Raw genomic sequence first — 20,720 nt, 5'->3', positions numbered from 1 at the left:
CAAAAGAAAATTCGCAAAGGCATCCAAACGGATGCCTTTGTTCGTTTAAACGGCCTGAACAGATTATATATATCTAAATACTAGCCGCTAAGTATTAAAAATTTCGTAGATTTGGCATCAAAATTTTAGAACAATTTACTATGCCAGCAATTTCAAGTAAAGGCATTCACATGCCCGCTTCGCCAATCCGTAAACTAACACCATTTGCAGATAAAGCCAAGAAAGAAGGAAAAAAAATCTACCATTTAAACATTGGCCAGCCGGATATCGAGACGCCTCAGATTATGTTAGATGCCATTAAGAATATTGATTTCAAAGTATGGGCCTACACCCCTTCTGAAGGAACTGCGGCGTATAGAAATAAACTGGTTGAATATTACAATAAACTTGATTATAATGTCACTGCTTCAGACATCCTGGTAACTAACGGAGGTTCCGAAGCGATTACCATTGCCATGCAGGCTTGTCTTAATCCGGGAGAGGAAGTTATTATCCCTGAGCCGTTTTATGCAAATTACAACGGATTCGCCTGTGCTGCAGATATTGTTGTCAAACCGATTATGTCTTATATTGATAATGGATTTGCATTGCCTCCTATTGCGGAATTCGAAAAACTGATTACCGATAAAACGAAGGCTATTGCGATCTGTAACCCGAATAATCCGACCGGATATCTGTATTCCCGTGAAGAATTGGAAGCATTACGTGATCTGTGTCTTAAATATGATTTGTTTTTATTTTCGGACGAAGCATACCGTGAGTTTTGCTATGATGGCAAAGCTTTTATTTCACCTATGCATCTGGAAGGTCTGGAACAACATGTTGTCATCTTTGACACTGTTTCAAAACGTTACTCTGCCTGTGGTGCCAGACTGGGATGCCTGGTGACCAAAAACAAAGAGTTGTACAATGTTGCTTTAAAATTTGCACAGGCTCGCTTGAGTCCTCCTGCTGTAGCGCAGATTGCTGCCACTGCTGCGGTAGATACGCCGGACAGTTATTTTGAAGCTGTATCCAAAGAATATACAGCGCGCAGAGACACATTGGTCCAGGGACTAAACAGTATTGAAGGTGTATTCTGTCCTAATCCCGGAGGAGCATTTTATGTCGTTGCAAAATTACCAATCGATAATGCTGACAAATTCTGTCAATGGATGCTGGAATCGTTTTCATATGAAAACCAAACAGTAATGATGGCACCTGCAACGGGCTTTTACAGTACACCCGGAGCAGGTCTGAATGAGGTACGTATGGCGTATGTACTGAATCAGTCTGACTTAAAAAACGCACTTATATGCCTTGAAAAAGCGCTTGCCGAATACCCAGGCAGAACACTGTAAATCAAATCATTACAACACTAAAAATATTAAAAAGCCTTTTCATGCAAAACATGAAAAGGCTTTTTAATAAAACAATTCAGCCTGCTGATCGTTTATATAGTAGTAACGATTTAAATAGAATAGTATGGATAAATTGAAAAAATTTGAGTTGATGGAAAAGATTGTACGTGAACTCGAGGACGTACGTAACAGTCAACAAGCTGTATTAGAAAAAATCGGCAAAATTGAAGTTGACAATATTGAACTTGGAGATAAAAATCTGGAAAACACACTTCCGGATATTTACCAGCGTACAGCTGACAATTCGGATGCAATACGGGATTTGTTAAACTCCTTTCAGGAGAAAACGGATGATTTCGGTGAGAAAAATAATGTTGACAAGCTAAAAGAACAGCAACAAATCAACAGTATTAAATAGTTTTTTTCAAAATTACAAATGAAAATGGGTTGCGAATGTAAATTTGCAACCCTTTTTATATATTATTCTCTCCTGATGTTACTTTTAGGATTTGACTACTTTTCGGCTTTCTTTAATTTTCATGTACTCTTCGATTACAAATTCGAGCTGTTCTTCCTGATTGAGATCCGAATTATCCAGTACAATAGCATCTTCAGCCTGTCTTAGCGGACTTTCTTCGCGGGTACTGTCTATATGATCACGGTGAGCAAGGTTTTCCATCACATCTTTCATTGTAACGCGTTCCCCTTTTGCCGTTAATTCCAGGTATCTGCGTTCTGCACGAACCATCGGATCTGCCGTCATAAAGATCTTAAGATCGGCATCCGGAAATACAGTTGTACCTATATCCCGGCCATCCATGATAATATTTCTTCTCTTCCCCAGTTTCTGTTGCTGAGCGACCATGGCTTTCCGAACAGCTTTGAGAGCGCTGACTTCACTCACTTTATCTGAAATATACATCTGACGGATTTCGTCTGAAATATCTTCATCATTGAGATGTATCTCGGTTTTTTCGGTATTAGGAATAAAATCTATATGTATAAGATCCAAAGCGTTGTTAATTGCTTCTTCACTGTTCATATCTATTTGTTTACGGATAAAATACAGTGTGACTGCACGGTACATCGCTCCGCTATCGATAAATACAAAATTTAATTTCTTAGCAAGAGCTTTTGCCAATGTACTCTTTCCGCAGGAAGAGAAACCATCTATTGCAATAATAAAATTATGTCGGGTGCTCATATCTTAAACATTTCCTCCTATAATGACTCCTGGCTTGTTGACCAAAGGAACCTTTGAGAGATTTTCATCAACAATACTTTCCGGAAGGAAGATGTATTTTTTATCATAAATCACCCCTCCTATATAATAACTTAACCAATACTCATTTGTCAATCCGAAAACCTGATCATCAATGGCCTCTATTTTAACGAACGAAACCGGTGCAACATCTCCGATAAAATGTCTGAGGGTTGTAGTCTTCACTTCCTTACCGTCTTTTTTTCCATAGCCTTTTGAAGTGACAAACACATTTTCCAATCCTTCATTTTTTTCATTGATCAGATATACTTTCCAGTTTTGTGAAGTCGGTGTATCTCCTTCCAACACCACAGAAATCAGAATATCTTCTACAATATTTTCAGGCAAATCTTTTTTCATGCAACGCTCTATATCAATGATTAAAGTTACTTTTTTGCTGTTGTTTTTTTGGCCCTTGGAGCAGCTTTTTTGGCTGTGCTTTTCGCAGCTTTACCTTTCGGCGCATCTGCTTCAGCCCATTTCAATACATCTTCATAGCTGATTTTCTCTACTTCTGTACCTTTAGGGATTTTAATATTTTGCTTACCAAAACGAATAAAAGGTCCCCATCTTCCATTTTCGATCTGTGCATCCGGATTTTCATCAAATACACGGATTACTTTATCTTTATCTTTCTGTCTTTTATCTTTTATGATCTCGATCGCTTCTTCTTCCGTCACGTCATGCGGATCCATCCCTTTCGGTAAGGAATAGAATGAACCGTCATGTCTGATATAAGGTCCGAAACGACCAATCGCAACGGTCATATCTTTTTCTTCAAAAGCACCTACTTTTTTAGGCAGCTTGAACAGTTCCAAAGCATCTTCAAAAGTAATGGTTTCGATCATCTGACCTTTACGAAGAGACGCAAATCTTGGTTTTTCTTCATCATCTGCACTACCAATCTGTACTAATGGTCCGAAACGACCTACTCTGACAGTTACCGGTTTTCCTGTTTCAGGATCCGTACCGAGTTCACGTTCGTGTGTAGCACGTTCGGCATTTTCAAGTGTATCCTGTACCTCGGTATGAAACGGGCCATAGAATCCTTTCATCATCTCTGTCCACTCTGTAAGTCCCTGAGCGATATCATCAAACTCTTTCTCTACTTTGGCCGTAAAATGATAGTCTACGATCCCTTTAAAATGCTCTACCAGAAAATCATTGACCAGGACACCGATATCCGTAGGGAACATTTTAGATTTTTCAGCACCTGTAATCTCTGTTTTAGTCACCGTATTTACCTGACCGTTTTCTAAGGTCAAAACCTGATAGTCGCGTGAACGTCCTTCTCTATCTTCTTTTTCTACGTATCCTCGATTTTGAATCGTTGAAATCGTAGGCGCATAAGTAGACGGACGGCCTATACCAAGTTCTTCCAGTTTCTTCACCAGAGAAGCTTCTGTATATCTCGCCGGAGGACGGGAGAAACGCTGAATAGCATTCATTGTTTTCAACTGCACAGCCTGTCCTTGCTCTAAAGGAGGTAAAAGTGTATTTGAAGAATCGTCATCTGTTCCAGGATCGGTATCCTCATCCGTAGATTCCATATAGACTTTGAGGAAACCGTCAAATTTCATCACTTCTCCTGACGCAACAAGCATCTCCGAACGTGTGGATACAGCGATCTTTGCAGTTGTTTTTTCAAACTCTGCCTCACTCATTTGCGAAGCGATAGCACGTTTCCAGATTAATTCATAAAGGCGTCTTTCAGAAGAATCACCTTCAATGGTGTGATCAGAGAAATAGGTAGGACGAATAGCCTCGTGCGCTTCCTGTGCTCCTGCCGCTTTTGTTTTATATTTTCTCATCTTATGGTATTTGTTACCATAAGCATTTGTAATCTCTTTTTCAGCCGATTCTATTGCAGTATCACTCAGATTGACTGAGTCGGTACGCATATAGGTAATACGTCCGGCTTCATAAAGGCGCTGTGCGACCTGCATTGTTCTTGCAACCGAAAAGCCCAGCTTACGACTGGCCTCCTGCTGAAGCGTAGAGGTCGTGAAAGGTGCTGAAGGTGTTCTTTTGGCCGGTTTTTTCTCCAGTGAGGACACTGAAAAAGAAGCGGAGATACAATCTTTCAGAAATTGTGCTGCTTCTGCCTCCGTTTCAAAGCGCTGAGGTAATTCAGCTTTAAACTGTTCTTTGCCCTTTCCTGTCAGAAAAAGAGCAATTATCTTGAATGAAGCCTCTGCTTCAAATTTATTGATTTCTCTTTCGCGCTCTACAATAAGTCTTACAGCCACAGACTGTACACGACCAGCAGAAAGAGAAGGTTTGACTTTACGCCATAATACAGGTGACAATTCGAATCCCACCAAACGATCCAGCACACGTCTGGCCTGCTGTGCATTTACCAGATTGTAATCTATTGTGCGGGGAGTTTCTATTGCTTTCAGAATAGCCGGCTTTGTAATTTCATGAAAGACAATACGTTTTGTATTTTGCTCTTTTAGTCCTAAAGTTTCGTATAAGTGCCAGGAAATCGCTTCTCCTTCCCGGTCCTCATCGGACGCGAGCCACACCATTTCGGCTTCTTTTGCTAATTTTTTCAACTCACTGACTACAGCCTTTTTATCTGAAGGAACTTCGTACTTCTGTTGAAAGTTATTTTCCGTATCAATGGCATCATCTGTCTTCACCAGATCCCTGATATGTCCATAACTAGACTTCACCAGAAAGTCCTTTCCCAAATATCCTTCGATTGTTTTAGCCTTAGCAGGCGACTCTACTATGAGCAAATTTTTAGCCATCTATGTATTTTGATTTCTGCAAATAAAAGTATTTCTTAAAGAATAGACAACTATTGTCGTCACTATATTGGGGCAAACTTATGAAAATCTCCGGCTATTATTGTAAAAAAATCACATCCAAAAGGTAAAATACTGCGAATATGACAGAGGCAATACCATTTGTCGTCATAAATGCCCTGTCTACCTTGCTGAGATCTGCAGGGCTCACAATCCTGTGCTGATAGATCAGCAACAGACCATAAAATGCCAATCCCAGATAATAGAACCAACTGACATGCATATAAAATGCAGGCAGGATAACAAATATAAAAGAGATGACATGAAGGCACTCAGATACCCGCAAGGCATTTTTGGTCCCCAGTCTTACCGGAATAGAATTCAGATTGTTGGCACGATCAAATGCTTCATCCTGCAAAGCATAAATAATATCAAAACCACTGGCCCATGTCATGACAGCGATACCGTAAAAGACCGGAATGATATTAAATTGTCCTGTCACCACCAGATAAGCTCCTATTGGCGCCAGTCCAAGACCAACTCCCAGTACCAGATGACATAAAGGAGTGATGCGTTTGGTATAACTATAAAAAAGGACAACAAATAAAGCTATCGGTGACAAATAGAAGCACAACGGATTGATCAGGTAAGTAGCTCCTGTAAAAATCGCACAATTGATAATCGTAAATAATAAAGCCTGACGGGCGCTGATACGACCTGCAGGGATATCACGCATAACTGTGCGTGGATTTTTAGCATCAATATCTCTGTCCAGGTATCTGTTGAAGGCCATAGCAGCATTCCGCGCTGTCACCATACAAACCAGCATCAGTACAAGTTTTATCCATTCGAATGAGTAAGATGTAGTGTGTACGGCCAGAAAAAATCCGATCAGGGCAAACGGAAGGGCAAAAACACTGTGTGCAAATAAGACTAAAGAAAAATACTTCTTCATACAAACTACTTAAAACTTATCGTCAACCTCCGGCGGAACGAAACGCGTATTAATGTCATTGATCATTTCCAAAATAGGTTCACAGCCTGTCTTTGCTTCCGCAGAAGTAAGGAAATGAGGAGGTACCTCTTCAAACCATTGTAACAGTGATTTTCTGAATTTAGCGATATTCACATCCGATTTCACAGCAGACTGTTTATCGGCTTTTGTGAAAACCAGCATAAACGGAAGTCCGCACTCCCCTAACCAGCAACAAAAATCCAGATCTATTTTCTGTGGCTCATGGCGACTGTCTATCAGCACAAATACACACTGCAGATTATCGCGGTGTGTCAGATATCTTCTGATAAATTTTTGCCATTCCGAGCGGTTTGTCTTTGAAGTCTGGGCAAAGCCATATCCCGGTAAATCCACCAAAAACCATTCATCATTAATAATAAAATGATTGATCAGTTGTGTTTTCCCTGGTTTTTGTGAGGTCTTGGCAAGTCCCTTTTTGTTGGTCATAGCATTGATCAGAGAAGATTTACCGACGTTAGAACGTCCGATAAAAGCATACTCAGGCAATGTAGGATCAGGAAGTTTGTCGACTCTTGTATTGCTGCAGACGAATTCAGCTTTCTTTACTAGCATAGGACAAAGGTATGATTAATTGATTGGAAAATTAAATGAGTACTGACATCTGTGTTTCGTAACGATCTGAAACAGGATACCGGATATATGATCTGCAAACCAAAGCTTCACACAAGTGAGCACTCAACCTGCTGGCTATAATCATAGTATATACTATTAATAAAAAAATAATCAGTTAACCTGATGTGATGTATTATAATCTGGTTTATTTCATTTATTTTAGGCAAAATAATCAAAATCAATATGCTTGACATTCAACACATCGTCAAACAGTATGCTAACCACAGAGCCTTGGATGATGTCTCACTTTTTATTCCCAAAGGGAAAATATTCGGACTTCTGGGACCTAACGGAGCAGGAAAGACTTCCCTTATACGCATTATCAATCAAATCACAGCTCCCGATGAAGGACAGATTCTTTTCAACGGAGAAGTTTTAAACCCCAATCACATTGGTAAAATCGGATATCTGCCTGAAGAACGCGGCCTTTACAAAAAAATGAAAATTGGCGAGCAGATGCTGTATCTCGCACAATTAAAAGGCCTTTCAAAAGCTGAAGCTTCTACCAAAATCCGATATTGGTTTGAAAAACTGCAGATTCAATCCTGGTGGGACAAAAAAGTAGAAGATCTGAGCAAGGGTATGCAACAGAAAGTACAGTTCGTAGCTACAATTGTACATGAGCCAGAACTGATTATTCTGGATGAACCATTTTCGGGATTTGATCCTGTCAATGCTCAGATCATTCAGGATGAGATCCTGGAACTGAATAAAAAGGGGGCTACTATCATTTATTCTACCCACCGGATGGAGACCGTGGAAGAGCTGTGCGATAATATTGCACTGATCAACAAATCAAAGAAGATTCTGGACGGGTCCGTCAGAGAGATCAAACAGAAATATAAAAATCAGACCTTTACGCTGCAATTCGAACAGGATGCAAGCCTGCAGGACTGGCACAATCCGGAGCTTTTTGAAGTAATCGCATATCCGCAGCCTGATGAATCATCGGATGATCATGCCGAGATAACCCTGAAACTTCAGGAAGGTATCAAACTTAATGATGCGCTTTCTTATCTTATTCCTAAAATCAGCATCCATCAGATCATAGAAAAAGTTCCTTCTATGCAGGACATCTTTATCGAAAATGTAACGAAATCCCAACTTAACAGCTCCTCTTATGAATAAGGTATTATTGATTATAAAACGTGAATATTTTTCAAGAGTAAAAAAGAAATCTTTTTTACTGCTCACCTTTCTGGTGCCGTTATTCTTTATCGGGATGTATGTACTGATATTCTACTTAACAAAAAAGAGCTTTGAAGATTCTCATGCGACTGTTTATGTTATAGACAATGAAGGGAATACAGGCGCACTGTTAAAAAGCAATAAGAATATCACCTATATTGAATCCCTGAAGTCGCTTCAGGATCAGAAGAAAGATCTTGACCCGGAGAAAGACAATTCAGGTATTCTTATTATTCCGAAAGATTTTTATAAAACGACAAACATAGAATACTTAACAATAGGCAAAGCGGGTGTAAGTACCCAGTCTGAGATTGAAAATCAACTGGAAGAAATTGTCAGAAACTATGAATATAAGGAAGCAGGCATTGACATAAAGACCTTAGATAATATACGTCCTAAAATCCATCTTGTAGCCAAGGAATTAACAGAAACAGGTTCTGAAAAGGCCAGCCATACGGAGGTGGCCATGGGAATAGCGATGGGACTCTCTATTCTGATCTATATCTCTCTGTTCCTTTATGGTGCACAGGTGATGCGTGGTATTATTGAAGAAAAAAGCAGTCGTATAGTCGAAGTCATTATTTCCAGTGTAAAACCTTTCCAGCTTATGTTGGGAAAAATCATTGGAATCGGTATGGTGGGACTTACGCAGTTTATTCTATGGCTGCTGCTCACAGTAGGACTGACCACTATAGCGACTTCGACAATGTTGTCTAAAGAGGATCTCACCGGCGCCATGAACAGTCAGGGACAGGCACAACAACTGGAAGCTATGAATTCTTCGGGATTTGACTTTCAGGAAGCTATGCAATCTGTAAATTTCCCTCAGTTGATTATCTGTTTCTTTATTTTCTTTATCGGCGGATATCTGCTTTACAGTGCATTATTTGCCGCAGCAGGATCGGCAGTAGAAAGCGAAACTGAAGCATCCCAGTTTACAATGCCTATTACGATGCCGCTTTTGCTGACCTACATTCTGTCATTTGGTGTATTGGTCAATGATCCGAACGGGCCGGTTGCAACATGGCTGAGCTTTATTCCGCTCACCTCTCCTATTGCGATGCTCGTCAGAATTCCTTTCGGCGTCCCGACCTGGCAGATTATTGTGTCAGCTTTATTACTTGTAGGTGGATTTCTCCTGACCACATGGGTAGCTGCCCGGATTTACAGAGTAGGTATATTAATGTACGGTAAGAAAGCCAGCTTTAAGGAAATGATAAAATGGTTTAACTATAAACGTTAATTACAGAAATAAACATATTTAGCCCTTATATCTTAAATATCTTAGGTATAAGGGCTTTTTTGTATCTCATACCATATAAAAGACTGTCGTCAATTATGTAACTTACTTTCTCATTACAATTCAGCATTCAGGTTGATCCGTCGGAACATAAGGTCTTTACATTATTTATTTCTCTTTTTTAGTACTTCATCCAGACTAAAGGCGAATTTCTCCTGGGTTGCTAACAGAAAAGATGCTGCACTTCCTATCCATACAGAAAAATCAAAAGTAGATTTAATGCCCAATGTCGCGGTCATAGAAAGCGCAAAAATCAGCAACAGTATTCCACAGCTAATTGCGACTATTCTTGTCTTAAACCCAAGAATAATCAATATGCCTAAAATAATTTCAGCAGCAGTAGCAAAGTAGGCATTTAACTTTGTCATTACGGTCGGCAGAAATGAGGTAATCTGTCCTGTGTATGCAATAAAGTGATCCATATTTCCCCAGACAGAATTTGCTGCAGGCCATAATCCAAAACGATCAGCAACAGCAGAAAGAATTGTAATGCCTATCGTTAACCGAAGAAAAAACTGTGTATAAAGGGGGGTATCAGTATGTTCCATTAGAAATATTTTAATTCTTACAAATTTCAGTTACCAGTTGCATAAAAAACTTAAACTGGTTTAAGAAAATATCAGACAAATGGAGACTGGCCTTCATTTTCTAAAACCGAATATTATACCCCAGTGAAATACGTGCAAAGGGGTATGTTTTGTCCAGTTCCGGGTAATCTCTGAATTCGCCTTCAAGACGATAATAACCGGAATTGAGATTCAGGGACAGATCTTTGTAGAACCTGAATCCAAAGTTACCGGAGAAAGCGTGAAGGTAATAGGTGGATGCATTGCCGCTTTTCTCCCAGGTATACGAATATGCACCGTTGTATCCGACTCCTATTCGTAAACGACCAAAGAGGTTGAGTTCGGAATCAAATTTTACAGAGAATCCGGAACCATAATTGTAATTACGACTTTCTCCGTATAGCAGATGTGGATCCGGAATTGCGGATAACAGAACAAACCCCATACCCATAGCTGTTTTTAGCTTATTCTTACGTCCCAGATTAAACGTTGACAGTACATTGTAGTTCAGGCTCTGTCCTCCATAAAAGAACGCTTCATTGTACAGGAAATCATAGTTGGCTGTGATCGTGCCGTAATGTTTGCCGGGTAGTCTGATCAATAGAGGCTCTCCATAAAGCACACCATACGCATTGACGGAATTGACAAATGAACTGTCATCACTTCCCAGTTCCAGATTTACATAGAACTCTTCAAAGGGTTTCTTATACTCGCTGTCACCTGCAGAATAGATAATACGCAACCTGCCGTATGCTGCATTTTTCCCTTTCTCCAGCAGGTTGGAAACTTTTGTATCAAACCGTCTTATTCCCATATCCACTTCTGCTGTTATCACAGAAGAGTCTGTCAGATTCCGCTTCTCATACTTTCCCCATTTACCATCCAGCAGACGGTTCAGGCCATTTATGGGATTGACCAAAAATGCAACTACCTCATTCGCCTGTTTCTGAAAGCCGTAAGCAGGTTTCGCAAGTATATTATTTGCAATCCGATGTGTCATTTCTCCTAACACGATACCACCATACGTGGTATTAACCAGATCATTGATAGACGGAGCCTGCGTCTCTCCACCTGTCTCCCAGATATAGCTTCCTGCCAGTGTGGCAAGTGAAGAGGTCGTAAATGAATAACCATTGCTTCGAAAGGAATTAAAATATAACTGCCCGTGATAAGGATGGGAAATCTGATTAGTCATAAATTCATTATCATCCCATTTCCATGCGCTTAAACGCTGATGATCCATAAAATTTTTGAAAGTGATATGTGAATAAGGATCTTTTCGTACAAAATAGTTGAATGAGGCCGGAAAAGCCTGGGTAAGCGTCCATTCTGTCGCTGCCCTCCAGAAATTCTTTTTGCTGGCATATAGGGTATCCATATAATCCGGTAATCGAAGACTATCCAGTTTAGTCTTTCTCAGATAGGGATCTGTTATTGTGGTATCCTTTAGTTGCGTTGAAAATGGAAAATCCTGCGCCAATGTTGGATTCTGAAAACCGATTAGTATCGTACTTAACAGGAAAAAGAATAGCTGGGCTCTATTTATACATTGAATCGGCATACTCAAAAAATATAATTGCAAAAATAGAGTAATTCATTTAATTACAGATAAATTCAAGGTGAATACTCTTTAATTAGATAATCTATATATCGTAAAATGCTGGCGGGGACGCCAACATACGCTGGTTGAACAAAACTCATCAACTTTGAAAGTGCTTTAAAATATGCGCAACGCACTTCAAGCATAGCCAACTTTCTCTCCTTTCCAAGGAGAGATGCCCGCAGGGCAGAGAGGTTAATACCATTCCAATTATATGATTTACTTCCGATAAAGGCACAAGCAGACGTTCGTGGCTGAATGATTCCCATCTAATGCTTATACATTCTGCAAAAAAAAGAAATCAGCTATAAAAATAAAACGGGTCGAAAATCAAAATTTTCGACCCGTTTCTTTCGTTATACTTTTAGTTTACTTCAGATTGTCTCTGTAAACTGTAGCTTTCTTTACTTCACGTTGAATGTCTTTTCTTGACGAATCAAATGACAACAACTTTTGGTAATCTGAAATCGCTTTATTGTAAGCATCTGTTGCAGCTGCTTTATTATAATTAGCGGCTCCTGAAGTACCTACTAAAATACCTAAATCACGGTAAGCAATAGCTCTGTTCTGGTATAATTTAGCATCACTTGCATTGATAGCGATAGCTTTAGAAAAGTCATCAATTGCCGTTTTCAACAATTGTTCACGGCTAGCGCTCGAAAGTTTTGACTCTGTCTGTACAGCAAGGTTATTTGACGCTTTAGCTTTATAATAATAAGCTGTTCCATTCTTAGCATCCAAAGCCACTACTTTACCAAATGTATCTGATGCTTTTTTGAAATCACCATTATGGAATTGTGAGTAACCCAACATGTACAGTACGTTCGGATCACTGCCTTCTTTAGGAAGAGCTTTTTCCAAATGTGTTGCTGCACTTTTGAAATCACCGTCCAATAGTGCTTTTTGACCCAATCTCACATTAGGATTACTGTGTTCTTGTTCCTTTTGCTGAGCAGAAGCGCTAAGAGCGAAGAAAGCTAATGCTAGAGTCGCCAAACCCATTTTGGCATTTTTCAAAGTGATGTTTAAGAAATTAAGTTTCATATCTAAATTATTTCGTTTTTAATGTTGTTTCGATGTCGCTTGAACACCAATTCCCTAGAATAGAGTAAAGTTGATCCAAATAGTTTAATACCACAATCAGAAGTTATTCACATTTCCACATTTCTATAATTATCTGCATGTATTTCACTATATAATAAACTGCTAAAAACTTCAATTCGTATATTTGCAGTCTTAAAAATATTTATGACAAATCAGAACCGGGGACTGTCTTTTTTTCAGCCTTTTTATGTTAGTATAGCATAAATAATACCAATTTTTATCTTGGCACTGTGCTTGCATATACCAAATAGTATTTTTTTTTAAATTTTAAAACAACAAAGTCTGACAGTCTGTCCGAGACATTAATAATATTATATGAGCAAATTTGAGCCCTTTGATTTCAATCAAGCCATTCCCATTATAAACGAAGACACTGAATTTTTCCCTTTACTATCCCAACAGGATGAAGATGAGATGAGCAATGCTGACATACCGGAAGTATTAGCAATCTTACCTCTTCGCAATACCGTGTTATTTCCCGGTGTTGTGATCCCTATCACTGTAGGCAGGGACAAATCCATCAAGTTGGTAAAGGATGCTTACAAAGGCGACAAAACAATAGGTGTCGTTTCCCAAAAGGATATGACTATTGAAGATCCGAATGTTGAACAACTCAACAAAATCGGAACAGTAGCCAATATCATTAAGGTGCTGCAGATGCCTGACGGCAACACAACTGTCATTATTCAGGGTAAACAACGCTTCAAACTGACAGAAGCTATTCAGTCAGAGCCGTATCTGAAAGCAAAAGTAGAGCGATTCAAGGAAGAAAAACCAAAGGTTAATAAAGAATTCAAGGCGCTTATTTCTTCGATTAAAGAACTGGCGTTGCAAATTATTCAATTGTCTCCGAATCTGCCAAGTGAAGCAGGTATTGCTATAAAAAATATCGAAAGTCCGACTTTCCTTGTCAATTTCATTGCTTCCAACATGAGTCTGGAAGTAGAAAGTAAACAGGAATTACTGGAAATGAAAGACTTCGGAAAACGTGCAAAGCAATTGCTGGAATATCTTACAACCGAAATCCAGTTGCTTGAACTAAAAAATCAGATTCAGAATAAAGTACGTATAGATCTGGACAAACAACAGCGTGATTATTTTCTTAATCAGCAGATCAAAACTATTCAGGAGGAATTGGGTGGCAGCACTCCGGATCTCGAACTGGAAGAACTGAAGAAACGCGCCAAATCCAAAAAATGGAAGGATGATGTCGCCAAACATTTCAATAAAGAAATTGAAAAATTAGCCCGTATCAATCCTGCAGCAGCAGATTACTCCGTTCAGCTGAATTATCTGGAACTGCTGTTGGATCTGCCATGGGGAGAATTTACCAAAGACAATTTTGATCTTGCCCGTGCACAGAAAGTACTGGACAAAGATCACTACGGCCTGGAAAAAGTAAAGCAGCGTATCGTTGAATATCTTGCCGTACTGAAGCTTAAAAATGATATGAAAGCGCCGATTCTGTGTCTGGTAGGTCCTCCGGGAGTGGGTAAAACTTCCTTAGGAAAATCAATTGCGCGTGCTTTGGGTCGTAAATATACCCGTATGGCTCTGGGTGGTGTACGTGATGAGGCAGAGATAAGAGGACACCGTAAGACTTACATTGGTGCCATGCCGGGACGCATTGTACAATCCCTGAAAAAAGCAGGAACCTCAAACCCGGTATTTGTACTGGATGAGATTGACAAAATAGGTGCTGATTTCAAAGGAGATCCTTCTTCTGCTTTACTGGAAGTACTTGATCCGGAACAAAACACGGCTTTCTACGATCATTATGTGGAGATGGAATACGATTTATCGAAGGTAATGTTTATTGCTACGGCAAACTCATTAAATGGTGTACAGCCGGCCTTACTGGACCGTATGGAAATCATCGAGGTCAACGGATATACAATAGAAGAAAAGATAGAGATAGCGAAAAAACACCTTCTTCCGAAACAGCGCGAGATGCACGGTCTACAGACCAAGGATGTAGCTATGCGTCCAAAAGTGGTGGAAAAAATTATAGAAGATTATACACGTGAATCAGGTGTCCGCGGTCTGGAAAAGAAAATAGGTTCTGTAGTGCGCGGTATCGCTACCCGTATCGTAATGCAAAAGGAGTATGATCCGAATGTGTCTGAAGCTGATATTGAACAGATTCTGGGAGCACCTATCTTTGATAAGGACATGTATGAAAATAACGATGTGGCAGGTGTAGTCACTGGTCTTGCATGGACTTCTGTAGGTGGCGACATTCTCTTTATAGAATCGAGCCTGAGCCCCGGAAAAGGTAAATTAAGCCTGACCGGCAATTTGGGGGAAGTTATGAAAGAATCTGCCAGTATAGCCATGGCTTATCTCAGATCTCATGCGGAAGATTTCGGTATCAATTATAAGGTATTTGATCAGTGGGATGTAAATATACACGTGCCGGCAGGTGCTACGCCGAAAGACGGCCCTTCGGCTGGTGTGACGATGCTGACCGCACTAACCTCATTATTCACACAAAGACAGGTCAAAGCCAAACTGGCTATGACAGGAGAGATCACGCTAAGAGGTAAAGTACTTCCTGTAGGCGGTATCAAAGAAAAGATACTGGCGGCCAAGCGGGCAAACATCAAAGAAATCATTCTCTGCAAATCCAATCAGAAAGATATTATAGAGATCAAAGAGGACTATATCAAAGACCTGACGTTTCATTATGTTACCGAAATGTCTGAGGTCATTAAATTAGCTTTACTGGACAAGAAAGTAAAAAACGCTAAAGTTCTGGATCTCAACAGCAAAGAAGGTTAATACTAAGGTCTAAAATAATGGAACCCCTGAAGCGGGGAGCTTCAGGGGTTTCCAAACCAATTATTAACCTAAATTATGAAATTTTATATTTCGCTATTATAAACGTCTGCGAAATTTATTTATTGTATCCTGTTAAAAATATTTTCACTTATTTATTTTGACCGGAACAATTGCAGCAGCAAAGCTACAGTTAATAAGAAACTCATCAGAAACCCTAACCAGGAAAGCAGAGGTACATCCCACAGCAAATATCCTACTCTACCGTGTGCCAGAATACTTGCTCCTATCCCAAATGTCATAGCTAATATGGACAACATAAGTTTATTGCCCATCCGGTGCAGAATTAGCTGAAAACTGTCAAAATCCCGGAGTCGGTGGTTAAGAAGTATTTTATCATTCTTAACCTTATCCAGCAATGCTATGGCATCCTCCGGAATATCGCTCCACAATCCCTTTAAAAACTTCGCCTTCTCTATAGTCTGTTCTCTGATATATCCGGGAGATATTTTTTGCTTCGCTATTCTGTCCGCAAACGGGGAAATACTTTTTGGAATATTGAGATCTGCATCCAGTTGCCTGCCTATTCCTTCCAATAATACAATACCCCGTATCAGAATATAAATAAAGTCAGGCATCAGAATATGATTATGCTGCAAGGTGTTATTTACCATACGCAACAAGACTGAAATCTCAATGTTGGCTAATGAATTTTGATCCAGAATATCGAAGATCTCATAAGCGTCGCGCTCAAGCCTTCGCTCATCTTCAATATGTTGTACAACAGCTAATTTTTTGATGTTACGGATCAGATCTCTCGCGTCTTTCATCAAAAAATTAATGACCATAGCTTCGATCAGCTTTCTGTCCATAGGAATCATCATCCCCATAGCTCCGAAATCTATAAAAACTATTTGACCTTTCTTATTGACAAATACATTTCCCGGATGCGGATCAGCATGGAAAAAACCATGTACAAGCACCTGTTCCAGATACAGATCAAGTCCTTGCTGAACAATTGATTTCGGATCTAAGCCTAATGCTTTCAGTCCCTCAACATCGTTGATCTTGACCCCGTCAATAAACTCCATACAAAGCATTTCATCATCCGAATAGGCCCGGTATACCTTTGGTACGTACACCTGAGTATTGTCTTTGAAATTCTTACGGAAACGTTCCATATTATTCAGCTCATTTACAAAAGACAACTCGCGCATAAGCGAATTTTCAAATGACAGAATAATCTGATAAAGGTTCATCTTATAAATGACCTCATACTTACTCTCCAGAAATCTTGTAAGATCTTTGATAAAAGCCAGATCTGCGGTAATGACTTCCCGGATATTGCTTCTTTTTATCTTGAGAACAGCATCTTTACCGGACTTGAGACGAACTTTATACACCTGACCAATAGATGCTGCTGCAAGAGGCTTTCCGTCAATATATTCAAAATGATCTTCCGGTACAATATCAAAATGTTCACGAAGTTTCTGCCTGACATCCATTTCTTCAGGAGGGACATTATCCTGCAACTTAACCAGTTCATCACGCAGATCTTTTGGGATAATATCTTCTCTGTTGCTCAGCAATTGCCCCAGTTTAATAAATGTAGGACCTAGTTCTTCTATAGCCAGTCTGACACGTACGTTAAAATCTTTTTCGAAGAGCTTTTCTGTATCACTGTTCAGATGTAACAGACTGTCCGGCACAAAAGTATCTATATTAGAACGGGAGATTAGTTCGCCAAATCCATATTGGGACAAGATTTTAGCTATACGTCCTACCCTTTTTATTTTCGATATTTCATATATCATATGTTGCCTCTACTTTTCTTGCTTACCGCTTATACTTCCATCTACCCCCAATACAGACACCACCTTATCTCCCAGGCGGGTGATATCGGATTTAAGTCCTATCATCACGGTCATTGCATTAATAGGGGTATTCTGAATCTTGGTGAAACTGTGTACATACCCGACTTCCAGACCTACGAAAAACCCTTTAAACTTATAATCGGCACCTACACCAAGTTTTGAAGAAAAATTAAATTTGGATTTCTTTTCGATCTCCACGACTGATGTGGCATCATTGACAATAGCCCTCGGTTCAAGGAAAATACCGAAACCGGGACCAATATAACCGTATGTATTGAGTCGTTTATGCTGTTTTCTCATACCACCTGAAAGACTCAGATTGTAAAATGTAGCATCTCCGTTATTGATGCGATAGGGACTCGTATTATCCAGCGATTGCTGCTTATAACCAAATGAAAGCGTATAAAGCACCGGCATCACATAGAAGCGACTGTCTTTCAGGGAAATATCAAGCCCCATACTTCCTGAAAACTTAGGCGTAAGAACATCCTTGGTCTTTCCCATAGGAAATGCAAGCCCTGTACCCCCGAAATAATAAACTTTACGATAATGTAATGTGTCTACACCCGACTGCGCCCTGACGGCTCCCTGAACACAAAACAGAAGAAGGAGAAAAGCTAAACTTGTTTTCATTAACATATACTTGTTTTCAAAAAAACACTTAACCTCTCCAAAGGTTTGTGAACCGAAGCAATATTTGCTACAAAAAGTTTTTTGCCTGAGGTCCCTGGTTGAAGAGCAAATCTATAATACTCAGATTCGGCATAAAGCCGTTGTTGTTTTCAAAAACCTGGTAATACGGAATAACCGGTTCCTGTAACAAAGGTTTTTTAGGATGCATCAGAGAACGAAGATCAATTGCATTTTCATCTTCTTTGACATAGATCTCCGTATCTGTTACTGTTCTGTTTAGTTTCAGCAGCTTCAGCATCAATAAAAGTTGTTCTTTATTCAATTCATACAGAAATTCGTATTCCTGTTTATAGAAATGTGCAAAATCATCCTCATAATACTCGAAATAAGCTGAACTTCTGTACGCAGTCTGCAGACTCAGCCAATGTAATCTTTGCCAGTTGTGATCATAATTAATCCGGATATCCCCCATAGCAACATGATCTTTACGTTTATGCATGATCGGAACCGTCAAATCCAGTTTGCCGTTTGAAGTCATGATACTCGTTCTGTTTCTGTATGTCTGCTTTGGATAATGTTCTTTTTTCTCCAGAAACAAAGGCAAGTCATGTTGTTTGATTACATGAAAATAAGAAACAGGAGGCAGATAGCATGCCGGCAATAAGATATGATTTGACATAATGAAATTAGCTCTTTATTATAAGGCAAAAGTAACTTAAATTAAGGATATTTGTAACAAAATAGCATTTCAAGAGATATAGCATGAAAATCAAATTGTTGTCAGGTATACTTTTCTGCCTTTCTATCTTACCCTTTTGGGTTCTTTATGCGCTATCCGATCTTTTCTATTATCTGCTTTTTTACGGGATCAAATACCGCAAAAAGGTAGTACTGGAAAATCTAAAAAATGCATTTCCGGAAAAGACAGAAGAAGAAAGACTACTGATCGCTAAAAGATTTTACCGATTCTTTCCTGATCTGGTAATAGAAGCTGTCAAAATGGCAAGTATCTCGGCTAAACAGGTCAAGGAACGTATAGAACTGATCAATCCGGAAGAAGTATACCGTCATTTTGATGCAGGCAAGTCCGTAATAGGTGTGACGGCACATTATTGTAATTGGGAATTAGGTATCCACCGGCTAAGTCTGATGACTACGAATCCGGTGTTGATCATATACAAACCGCTTAATAATATCGCTTTCAATACCCTTTATAACAATATAAGAAGCCGTTTTGGAGCACAGATGGTACCTATGAAGCAAATTTTGAGAGCTATCATACGGTTAAAAAAACAACCTCATATCAGTATGTTTGTCGCAGACCAGACGCCGGTTTATCAGGATTCAGATTACTTTCTGGAATTTCTACATCAGGAGACACTGGTGTATACCGGTACCGAACGCATCGCCCGTATGACACATGATCCTGTTGTATATTGTCATATCGGACGTAAAGAAAAAAGAGGTTATTATTACTGTAAATTTACTACATTAGTAGAAGATGTATCGCTGTATGCGGAGCACGAAATTACCCATTTGCACAACAAATTTACAGAGGACATTATCAAAGAAAAACCTGAATACTGGCTGTGGTCTCACAGACGTTGGAAACGTAAACGTAGAAAATGAAAAATTATCCCAGAGTAGCGGTTGTTATCCTGAACTGGAACGGAGCATTTTTTCTTGAAAAATTCCTGCCTTCAGTATACAATAGCGCTTATCCTAATATTGAATTTGTAATTGGAGATAATAACTCTACGGACAATTCTATAGAATTTGTTCAAAACTATTATCCCCATATTACGATTATACAAAACGATACAAATTATGGTTTTGCCGGAGGCTACAACAAAGTGCTCGAACAGGTAGAAGCCGATTATTATGTATTGCTGAATTCAGATGTCGAAGTGACTGAAAACTGGATTGCTCCTGTCATCGATATGCTGGAAGCAGATCCGGACATGGTTGCAGCCCAACCCAAGATATTAGCCTACCACGATAAGCAGAAATTTGAACATGCGGGTGGTGCCGGCGGTTTTATCGATGCTTATGGTTACCCTTTCTGCAGAGGCCGTATTATGGATCATCTGGAGGAAGATCATGGCCAATATAATGATACTAAAGAAATCTTCTGGGCCTCGGGAGCTGCATTTTTTATTAAATCCGACGCCTGGAGAGAAGCGAATGGCTTTGATACCGATTTCTTTGCTCATATGGAAGAAATCGACCTGTGCTGGAGACTCAAAAAAATGGATTATAAAATCGGATATTGCCCTCAATCGACGGTGTATCATGTAGGCGGCGGAACACTCAACACCAGCAATCCGAAAAAGACATATCTGAATTTCAGAAACAATCTGTTGATGTTACAGAAGAATCTTCCCTTCTGGACGGGTATATGGGTTATTTTTGCGCGTTTGTGGCTGGATCTTGCAGCAATATTTAAGTTTTTAGCTGAAAAAAAATTCAAAGATGCCTGGGCTGTAAGTCGTGCACATCAATATTTTTTCCTGAATATTTTCAAAACAGCAGAAAAACGTAAGGAACAGATTCGGTTTGAAAACAAAAAAGGAAAATACAGAGGTTGTGTTATATGGGAATATTTCATGAATAAACGTCGGAAATTCTCGGATCTTCCTGTTGAAAATTTCGAATAAACTGCTTTACGTTGATGA

The 20,720-nt window shown here is 39.4% G+C and carries 18 protein-coding genes; 7 read left to right on the top strand and 11 right to left on the bottom strand.

Going from position 1 to position 20,720, the window contains the following annotated elements:
- Positions 1-140 precede the first annotated feature (140 nt).
- The gene (locus I6J03_RS16895) at positions 141-1,340 is read left to right on the top strand and encodes a pyridoxal phosphate-dependent aminotransferase (protein ID WP_201693848.1); all 1,200 of its coding nucleotides are present in this window, start codon (positions 141-143) and stop codon (positions 1,338-1,340) included.
- Positions 1,341-1,464: 124 nt separating this feature from the next.
- The gene (locus I6J03_RS16890) at positions 1,465-1,758 is read left to right on the top strand and encodes a hypothetical protein (protein WP_003001111.1); all 294 of its coding nucleotides are present in this window, start codon (positions 1,465-1,467) and stop codon (positions 1,756-1,758) included.
- Positions 1,759-1,842: 84 nt separating this feature from the next.
- Here I6J03_RS16890 and cmk read toward each other — a convergent pair whose 3' ends face one another.
- From cmk to yihA, 5 genes are all read right to left on the bottom strand, one after another.
- Positions 1,843-2,544 carry a (d)CMP kinase gene (cmk, locus tag I6J03_RS16885; protein WP_003003879.1) on the bottom strand — a complete coding sequence of 234 codons (702 nt, stop codon included), beginning with the start codon at positions 2,542-2,544 and terminating at the stop codon, positions 1,843-1,845.
- Between the two features lie 3 nt (positions 2,545-2,547).
- Positions 2,548-2,961: a hypothetical protein gene (locus tag I6J03_RS16880; RefSeq protein WP_003003883.1), complete on the bottom strand. Its 414-nt coding sequence runs from the start codon at positions 2,959-2,961 to the stop codon at positions 2,548-2,550.
- A 26-nt stretch (positions 2,962-2,987) separates the two neighbouring features.
- Positions 2,988-5,357: a type I DNA topoisomerase gene (topA, locus tag I6J03_RS16875; protein WP_003003886.1), complete on the bottom strand. Its 2,370-nt coding sequence runs from the start codon at positions 5,355-5,357 to the stop codon at positions 2,988-2,990.
- A 97-nt stretch (positions 5,358-5,454) separates the two neighbouring features.
- Complete coding sequence (locus tag I6J03_RS16870; RefSeq protein WP_003003889.1) at positions 5,455-6,309, bottom strand: UbiA-like polyprenyltransferase; 855 nt, start codon at positions 6,307-6,309, stop codon at positions 5,455-5,457.
- 9 nt (positions 6,310-6,318) lie between these two features.
- Positions 6,319-6,942, bottom strand: a complete 624-nt coding sequence (yihA, locus tag I6J03_RS16865) for a ribosome biogenesis GTP-binding protein YihA/YsxC (RefSeq protein WP_003003891.1) — start codon at positions 6,940-6,942, stop codon at positions 6,319-6,321.
- Positions 6,943-7,185: 243 nt separating this feature from the next.
- Here yihA and I6J03_RS16860 point away from each other — a divergent pair, with 243 nt between their 5' ends.
- A complete protein-coding gene (locus I6J03_RS16860) occupies positions 7,186-8,130 on the top strand; it encodes an ABC transporter ATP-binding protein (RefSeq protein WP_201693846.1) in 945 nt (314 codons plus the stop codon).
- Positions 8,123-9,433 carry an ABC transporter permease gene (locus tag I6J03_RS16855; protein WP_003003899.1) on the top strand — a complete coding sequence of 437 codons (1,311 nt, stop codon included), beginning with the start codon at positions 8,123-8,125 and terminating at the stop codon, positions 9,431-9,433. Before I6J03_RS16860 ends, I6J03_RS16855 begins: the two co-directional genes overlap by 8 nt.
- A 161-nt stretch (positions 9,434-9,594) precedes the next feature.
- Here the strand turns inward: I6J03_RS16855 and I6J03_RS16850 are convergent, their stop codons facing one another.
- From I6J03_RS16850 to I6J03_RS16840, 3 genes are all read right to left on the bottom strand, one after another.
- Positions 9,595-10,038: a DoxX family membrane protein gene (locus tag I6J03_RS16850; RefSeq protein ID WP_003003903.1), complete on the bottom strand. Its 444-nt coding sequence runs from the start codon at positions 10,036-10,038 to the stop codon at positions 9,595-9,597.
- A 100-nt stretch (positions 10,039-10,138) separates the two neighbouring features.
- Positions 10,139-11,617 carry a DUF3943 domain-containing protein gene (locus I6J03_RS16845; protein WP_003003908.1) on the bottom strand — a complete coding sequence of 493 codons (1,479 nt, stop codon included), beginning with the start codon at positions 11,615-11,617 and terminating at the stop codon, positions 10,139-10,141.
- Between the two features lie 408 nt (positions 11,618-12,025).
- Positions 12,026-12,700 carry a tetratricopeptide repeat protein gene (locus tag I6J03_RS16840; protein WP_003003914.1) on the bottom strand — a complete coding sequence of 225 codons (675 nt, stop codon included), beginning with the start codon at positions 12,698-12,700 and terminating at the stop codon, positions 12,026-12,028.
- A gap of 375 nt (positions 12,701-13,075) precedes the next feature.
- Between I6J03_RS16840 and lon the strand changes: the two genes are divergently transcribed.
- Complete coding sequence (gene lon / locus I6J03_RS16835; protein WP_003003916.1) at positions 13,076-15,541, top strand: endopeptidase La; 2,466 nt, start codon at positions 13,076-13,078, stop codon at positions 15,539-15,541.
- 152 nt (positions 15,542-15,693) lie between these two features.
- Here the strand turns inward: lon and I6J03_RS16830 are convergent, their stop codons facing one another.
- The 3 genes from I6J03_RS16830 to I6J03_RS16820 form a co-directional block, all read right to left on the bottom strand.
- Complete coding sequence (locus tag I6J03_RS16830) at positions 15,694-17,352, bottom strand: ABC1 kinase family protein (RefSeq protein ID WP_003003919.1); 1,659 nt, start codon at positions 17,350-17,352, stop codon at positions 15,694-15,696.
- Positions 17,353-17,361: 9 nt separating this feature from the next.
- Positions 17,362-18,045 carry a hypothetical protein gene (locus tag I6J03_RS16825; RefSeq protein WP_232279621.1) on the bottom strand — a complete coding sequence of 228 codons (684 nt, stop codon included), beginning with the start codon at positions 18,043-18,045 and terminating at the stop codon, positions 17,362-17,364.
- Positions 18,046-18,112: 67 nt separating this feature from the next.
- Positions 18,113-18,724 carry a WbqC family protein gene (locus I6J03_RS16820; protein WP_201693844.1) on the bottom strand — a complete coding sequence of 204 codons (612 nt, stop codon included), beginning with the start codon at positions 18,722-18,724 and terminating at the stop codon, positions 18,113-18,115.
- An 83-nt stretch (positions 18,725-18,807) separates the two neighbouring features.
- On the opposite strand from I6J03_RS16820, the gene I6J03_RS16815 reads away from it, so the two are divergent.
- Positions 18,808-19,674, top strand: a complete 867-nt coding sequence (locus I6J03_RS16815) for a lysophospholipid acyltransferase family protein (protein WP_003003931.1) — start codon at positions 18,808-18,810, stop codon at positions 19,672-19,674.
- Positions 19,671-20,702 (top strand): glycosyltransferase family 2 protein, encoded by a 1,032-nt coding sequence (locus tag I6J03_RS16810; RefSeq protein ID WP_003003934.1) that lies wholly within the window; start codon positions 19,671-19,673, stop codon positions 20,700-20,702. Before I6J03_RS16815 ends, I6J03_RS16810 begins: the two co-directional genes overlap by 4 nt.
- Positions 20,703-20,720: the final 18 nt, after the last annotated feature.

It is taken from the genome of Sphingobacterium spiritivorum, from assembly GCF_016724845.1.
In the GTDB taxonomy this organism is placed as follows: Bacteria; Bacteroidota; Bacteroidia; order Sphingobacteriales; family Sphingobacteriaceae; genus Sphingobacterium; species Sphingobacterium spiritivorum_A.
The sequence above is the reverse complement of the archived record's forward strand: the minus strand, read 5'-3'. Positions and strand labels throughout refer to the sequence as shown.

What these genes read in the sequence shown, in the direction of transcription:
- I6J03_RS16880 (WP_003003883.1), bottom strand. Translation starts at nt 2,961, where the DNA reads ATGAAAAAAGATTTGCCTGAAAATATTGTAGAAGATATTCTGATTTCT.
- I6J03_RS16815 (WP_003003931.1), top strand. Translation starts at nt 18,808, where the DNA reads ATGAAAATCAAATTGTTGTCAGGTATACTTTTCTGCCTTTCTATCTTA.
- I6J03_RS16860 (WP_201693846.1), top strand. Translation starts at nt 7,186, where the DNA reads ATGCTTGACATTCAACACATCGTCAAACAGTATGCTAACCACAGAGCC.
- I6J03_RS16870 (WP_003003889.1), bottom strand. Translation starts at nt 6,309, where the DNA reads ATGAAGAAGTATTTTTCTTTAGTCTTATTTGCACACAGTGTTTTTGCC.
- I6J03_RS16825 (WP_232279621.1), bottom strand. Translation starts at nt 18,045, where the DNA reads ATGAAAACAAGTTTAGCTTTTCTCCTTCTTCTGTTTTGTGTTCAGGGA.
- I6J03_RS16810 (WP_003003934.1), top strand. Translation starts at nt 19,671, where the DNA reads ATGAAAAATTATCCCAGAGTAGCGGTTGTTATCCTGAACTGGAACGGA.
- I6J03_RS16850 (WP_003003903.1), bottom strand. Translation starts at nt 10,038, where the DNA reads ATGGAACATACTGATACCCCCCTTTATACACAGTTTTTTCTTCGGTTA.
- I6J03_RS16840 (WP_003003914.1), bottom strand. Translation starts at nt 12,700, where the DNA reads ATGAAACTTAATTTCTTAAACATCACTTTGAAAAATGCCAAAATGGGT.
- cmk (WP_003003879.1), bottom strand. Translation starts at nt 2,544, where the DNA reads ATGAGCACCCGACATAATTTTATTATTGCAATAGATGGTTTCTCTTCC.
- I6J03_RS16845 (WP_003003908.1), bottom strand. Translation starts at nt 11,617, where the DNA reads ATGCCGATTCAATGTATAAATAGAGCCCAGCTATTCTTTTTCCTGTTA.
- yihA (WP_003003891.1), bottom strand. Translation starts at nt 6,942, where the DNA reads ATGCTAGTAAAGAAAGCTGAATTCGTCTGCAGCAATACAAGAGTCGAC.
- I6J03_RS16820 (WP_201693844.1), bottom strand. Translation starts at nt 18,724, where the DNA reads ATGTCAAATCATATCTTATTGCCGGCATGCTATCTGCCTCCTGTTTCT.
- I6J03_RS16890 (WP_003001111.1), top strand. Translation starts at nt 1,465, where the DNA reads ATGGATAAATTGAAAAAATTTGAGTTGATGGAAAAGATTGTACGTGAA.
- I6J03_RS16855 (WP_003003899.1), top strand. Translation starts at nt 8,123, where the DNA reads ATGAATAAGGTATTATTGATTATAAAACGTGAATATTTTTCAAGAGTA.
- I6J03_RS16830 (WP_003003919.1), bottom strand. Translation starts at nt 17,352, where the DNA reads ATGATATATGAAATATCGAAAATAAAAAGGGTAGGACGTATAGCTAAA.
- topA (WP_003003886.1), bottom strand. Translation starts at nt 5,357, where the DNA reads ATGGCTAAAAATTTGCTCATAGTAGAGTCGCCTGCTAAGGCTAAAACA.
- lon (WP_003003916.1), top strand. Translation starts at nt 13,076, where the DNA reads ATGAGCAAATTTGAGCCCTTTGATTTCAATCAAGCCATTCCCATTATA.
- I6J03_RS16895 (WP_201693848.1), top strand. Translation starts at nt 141, where the DNA reads ATGCCAGCAATTTCAAGTAAAGGCATTCACATGCCCGCTTCGCCAATC.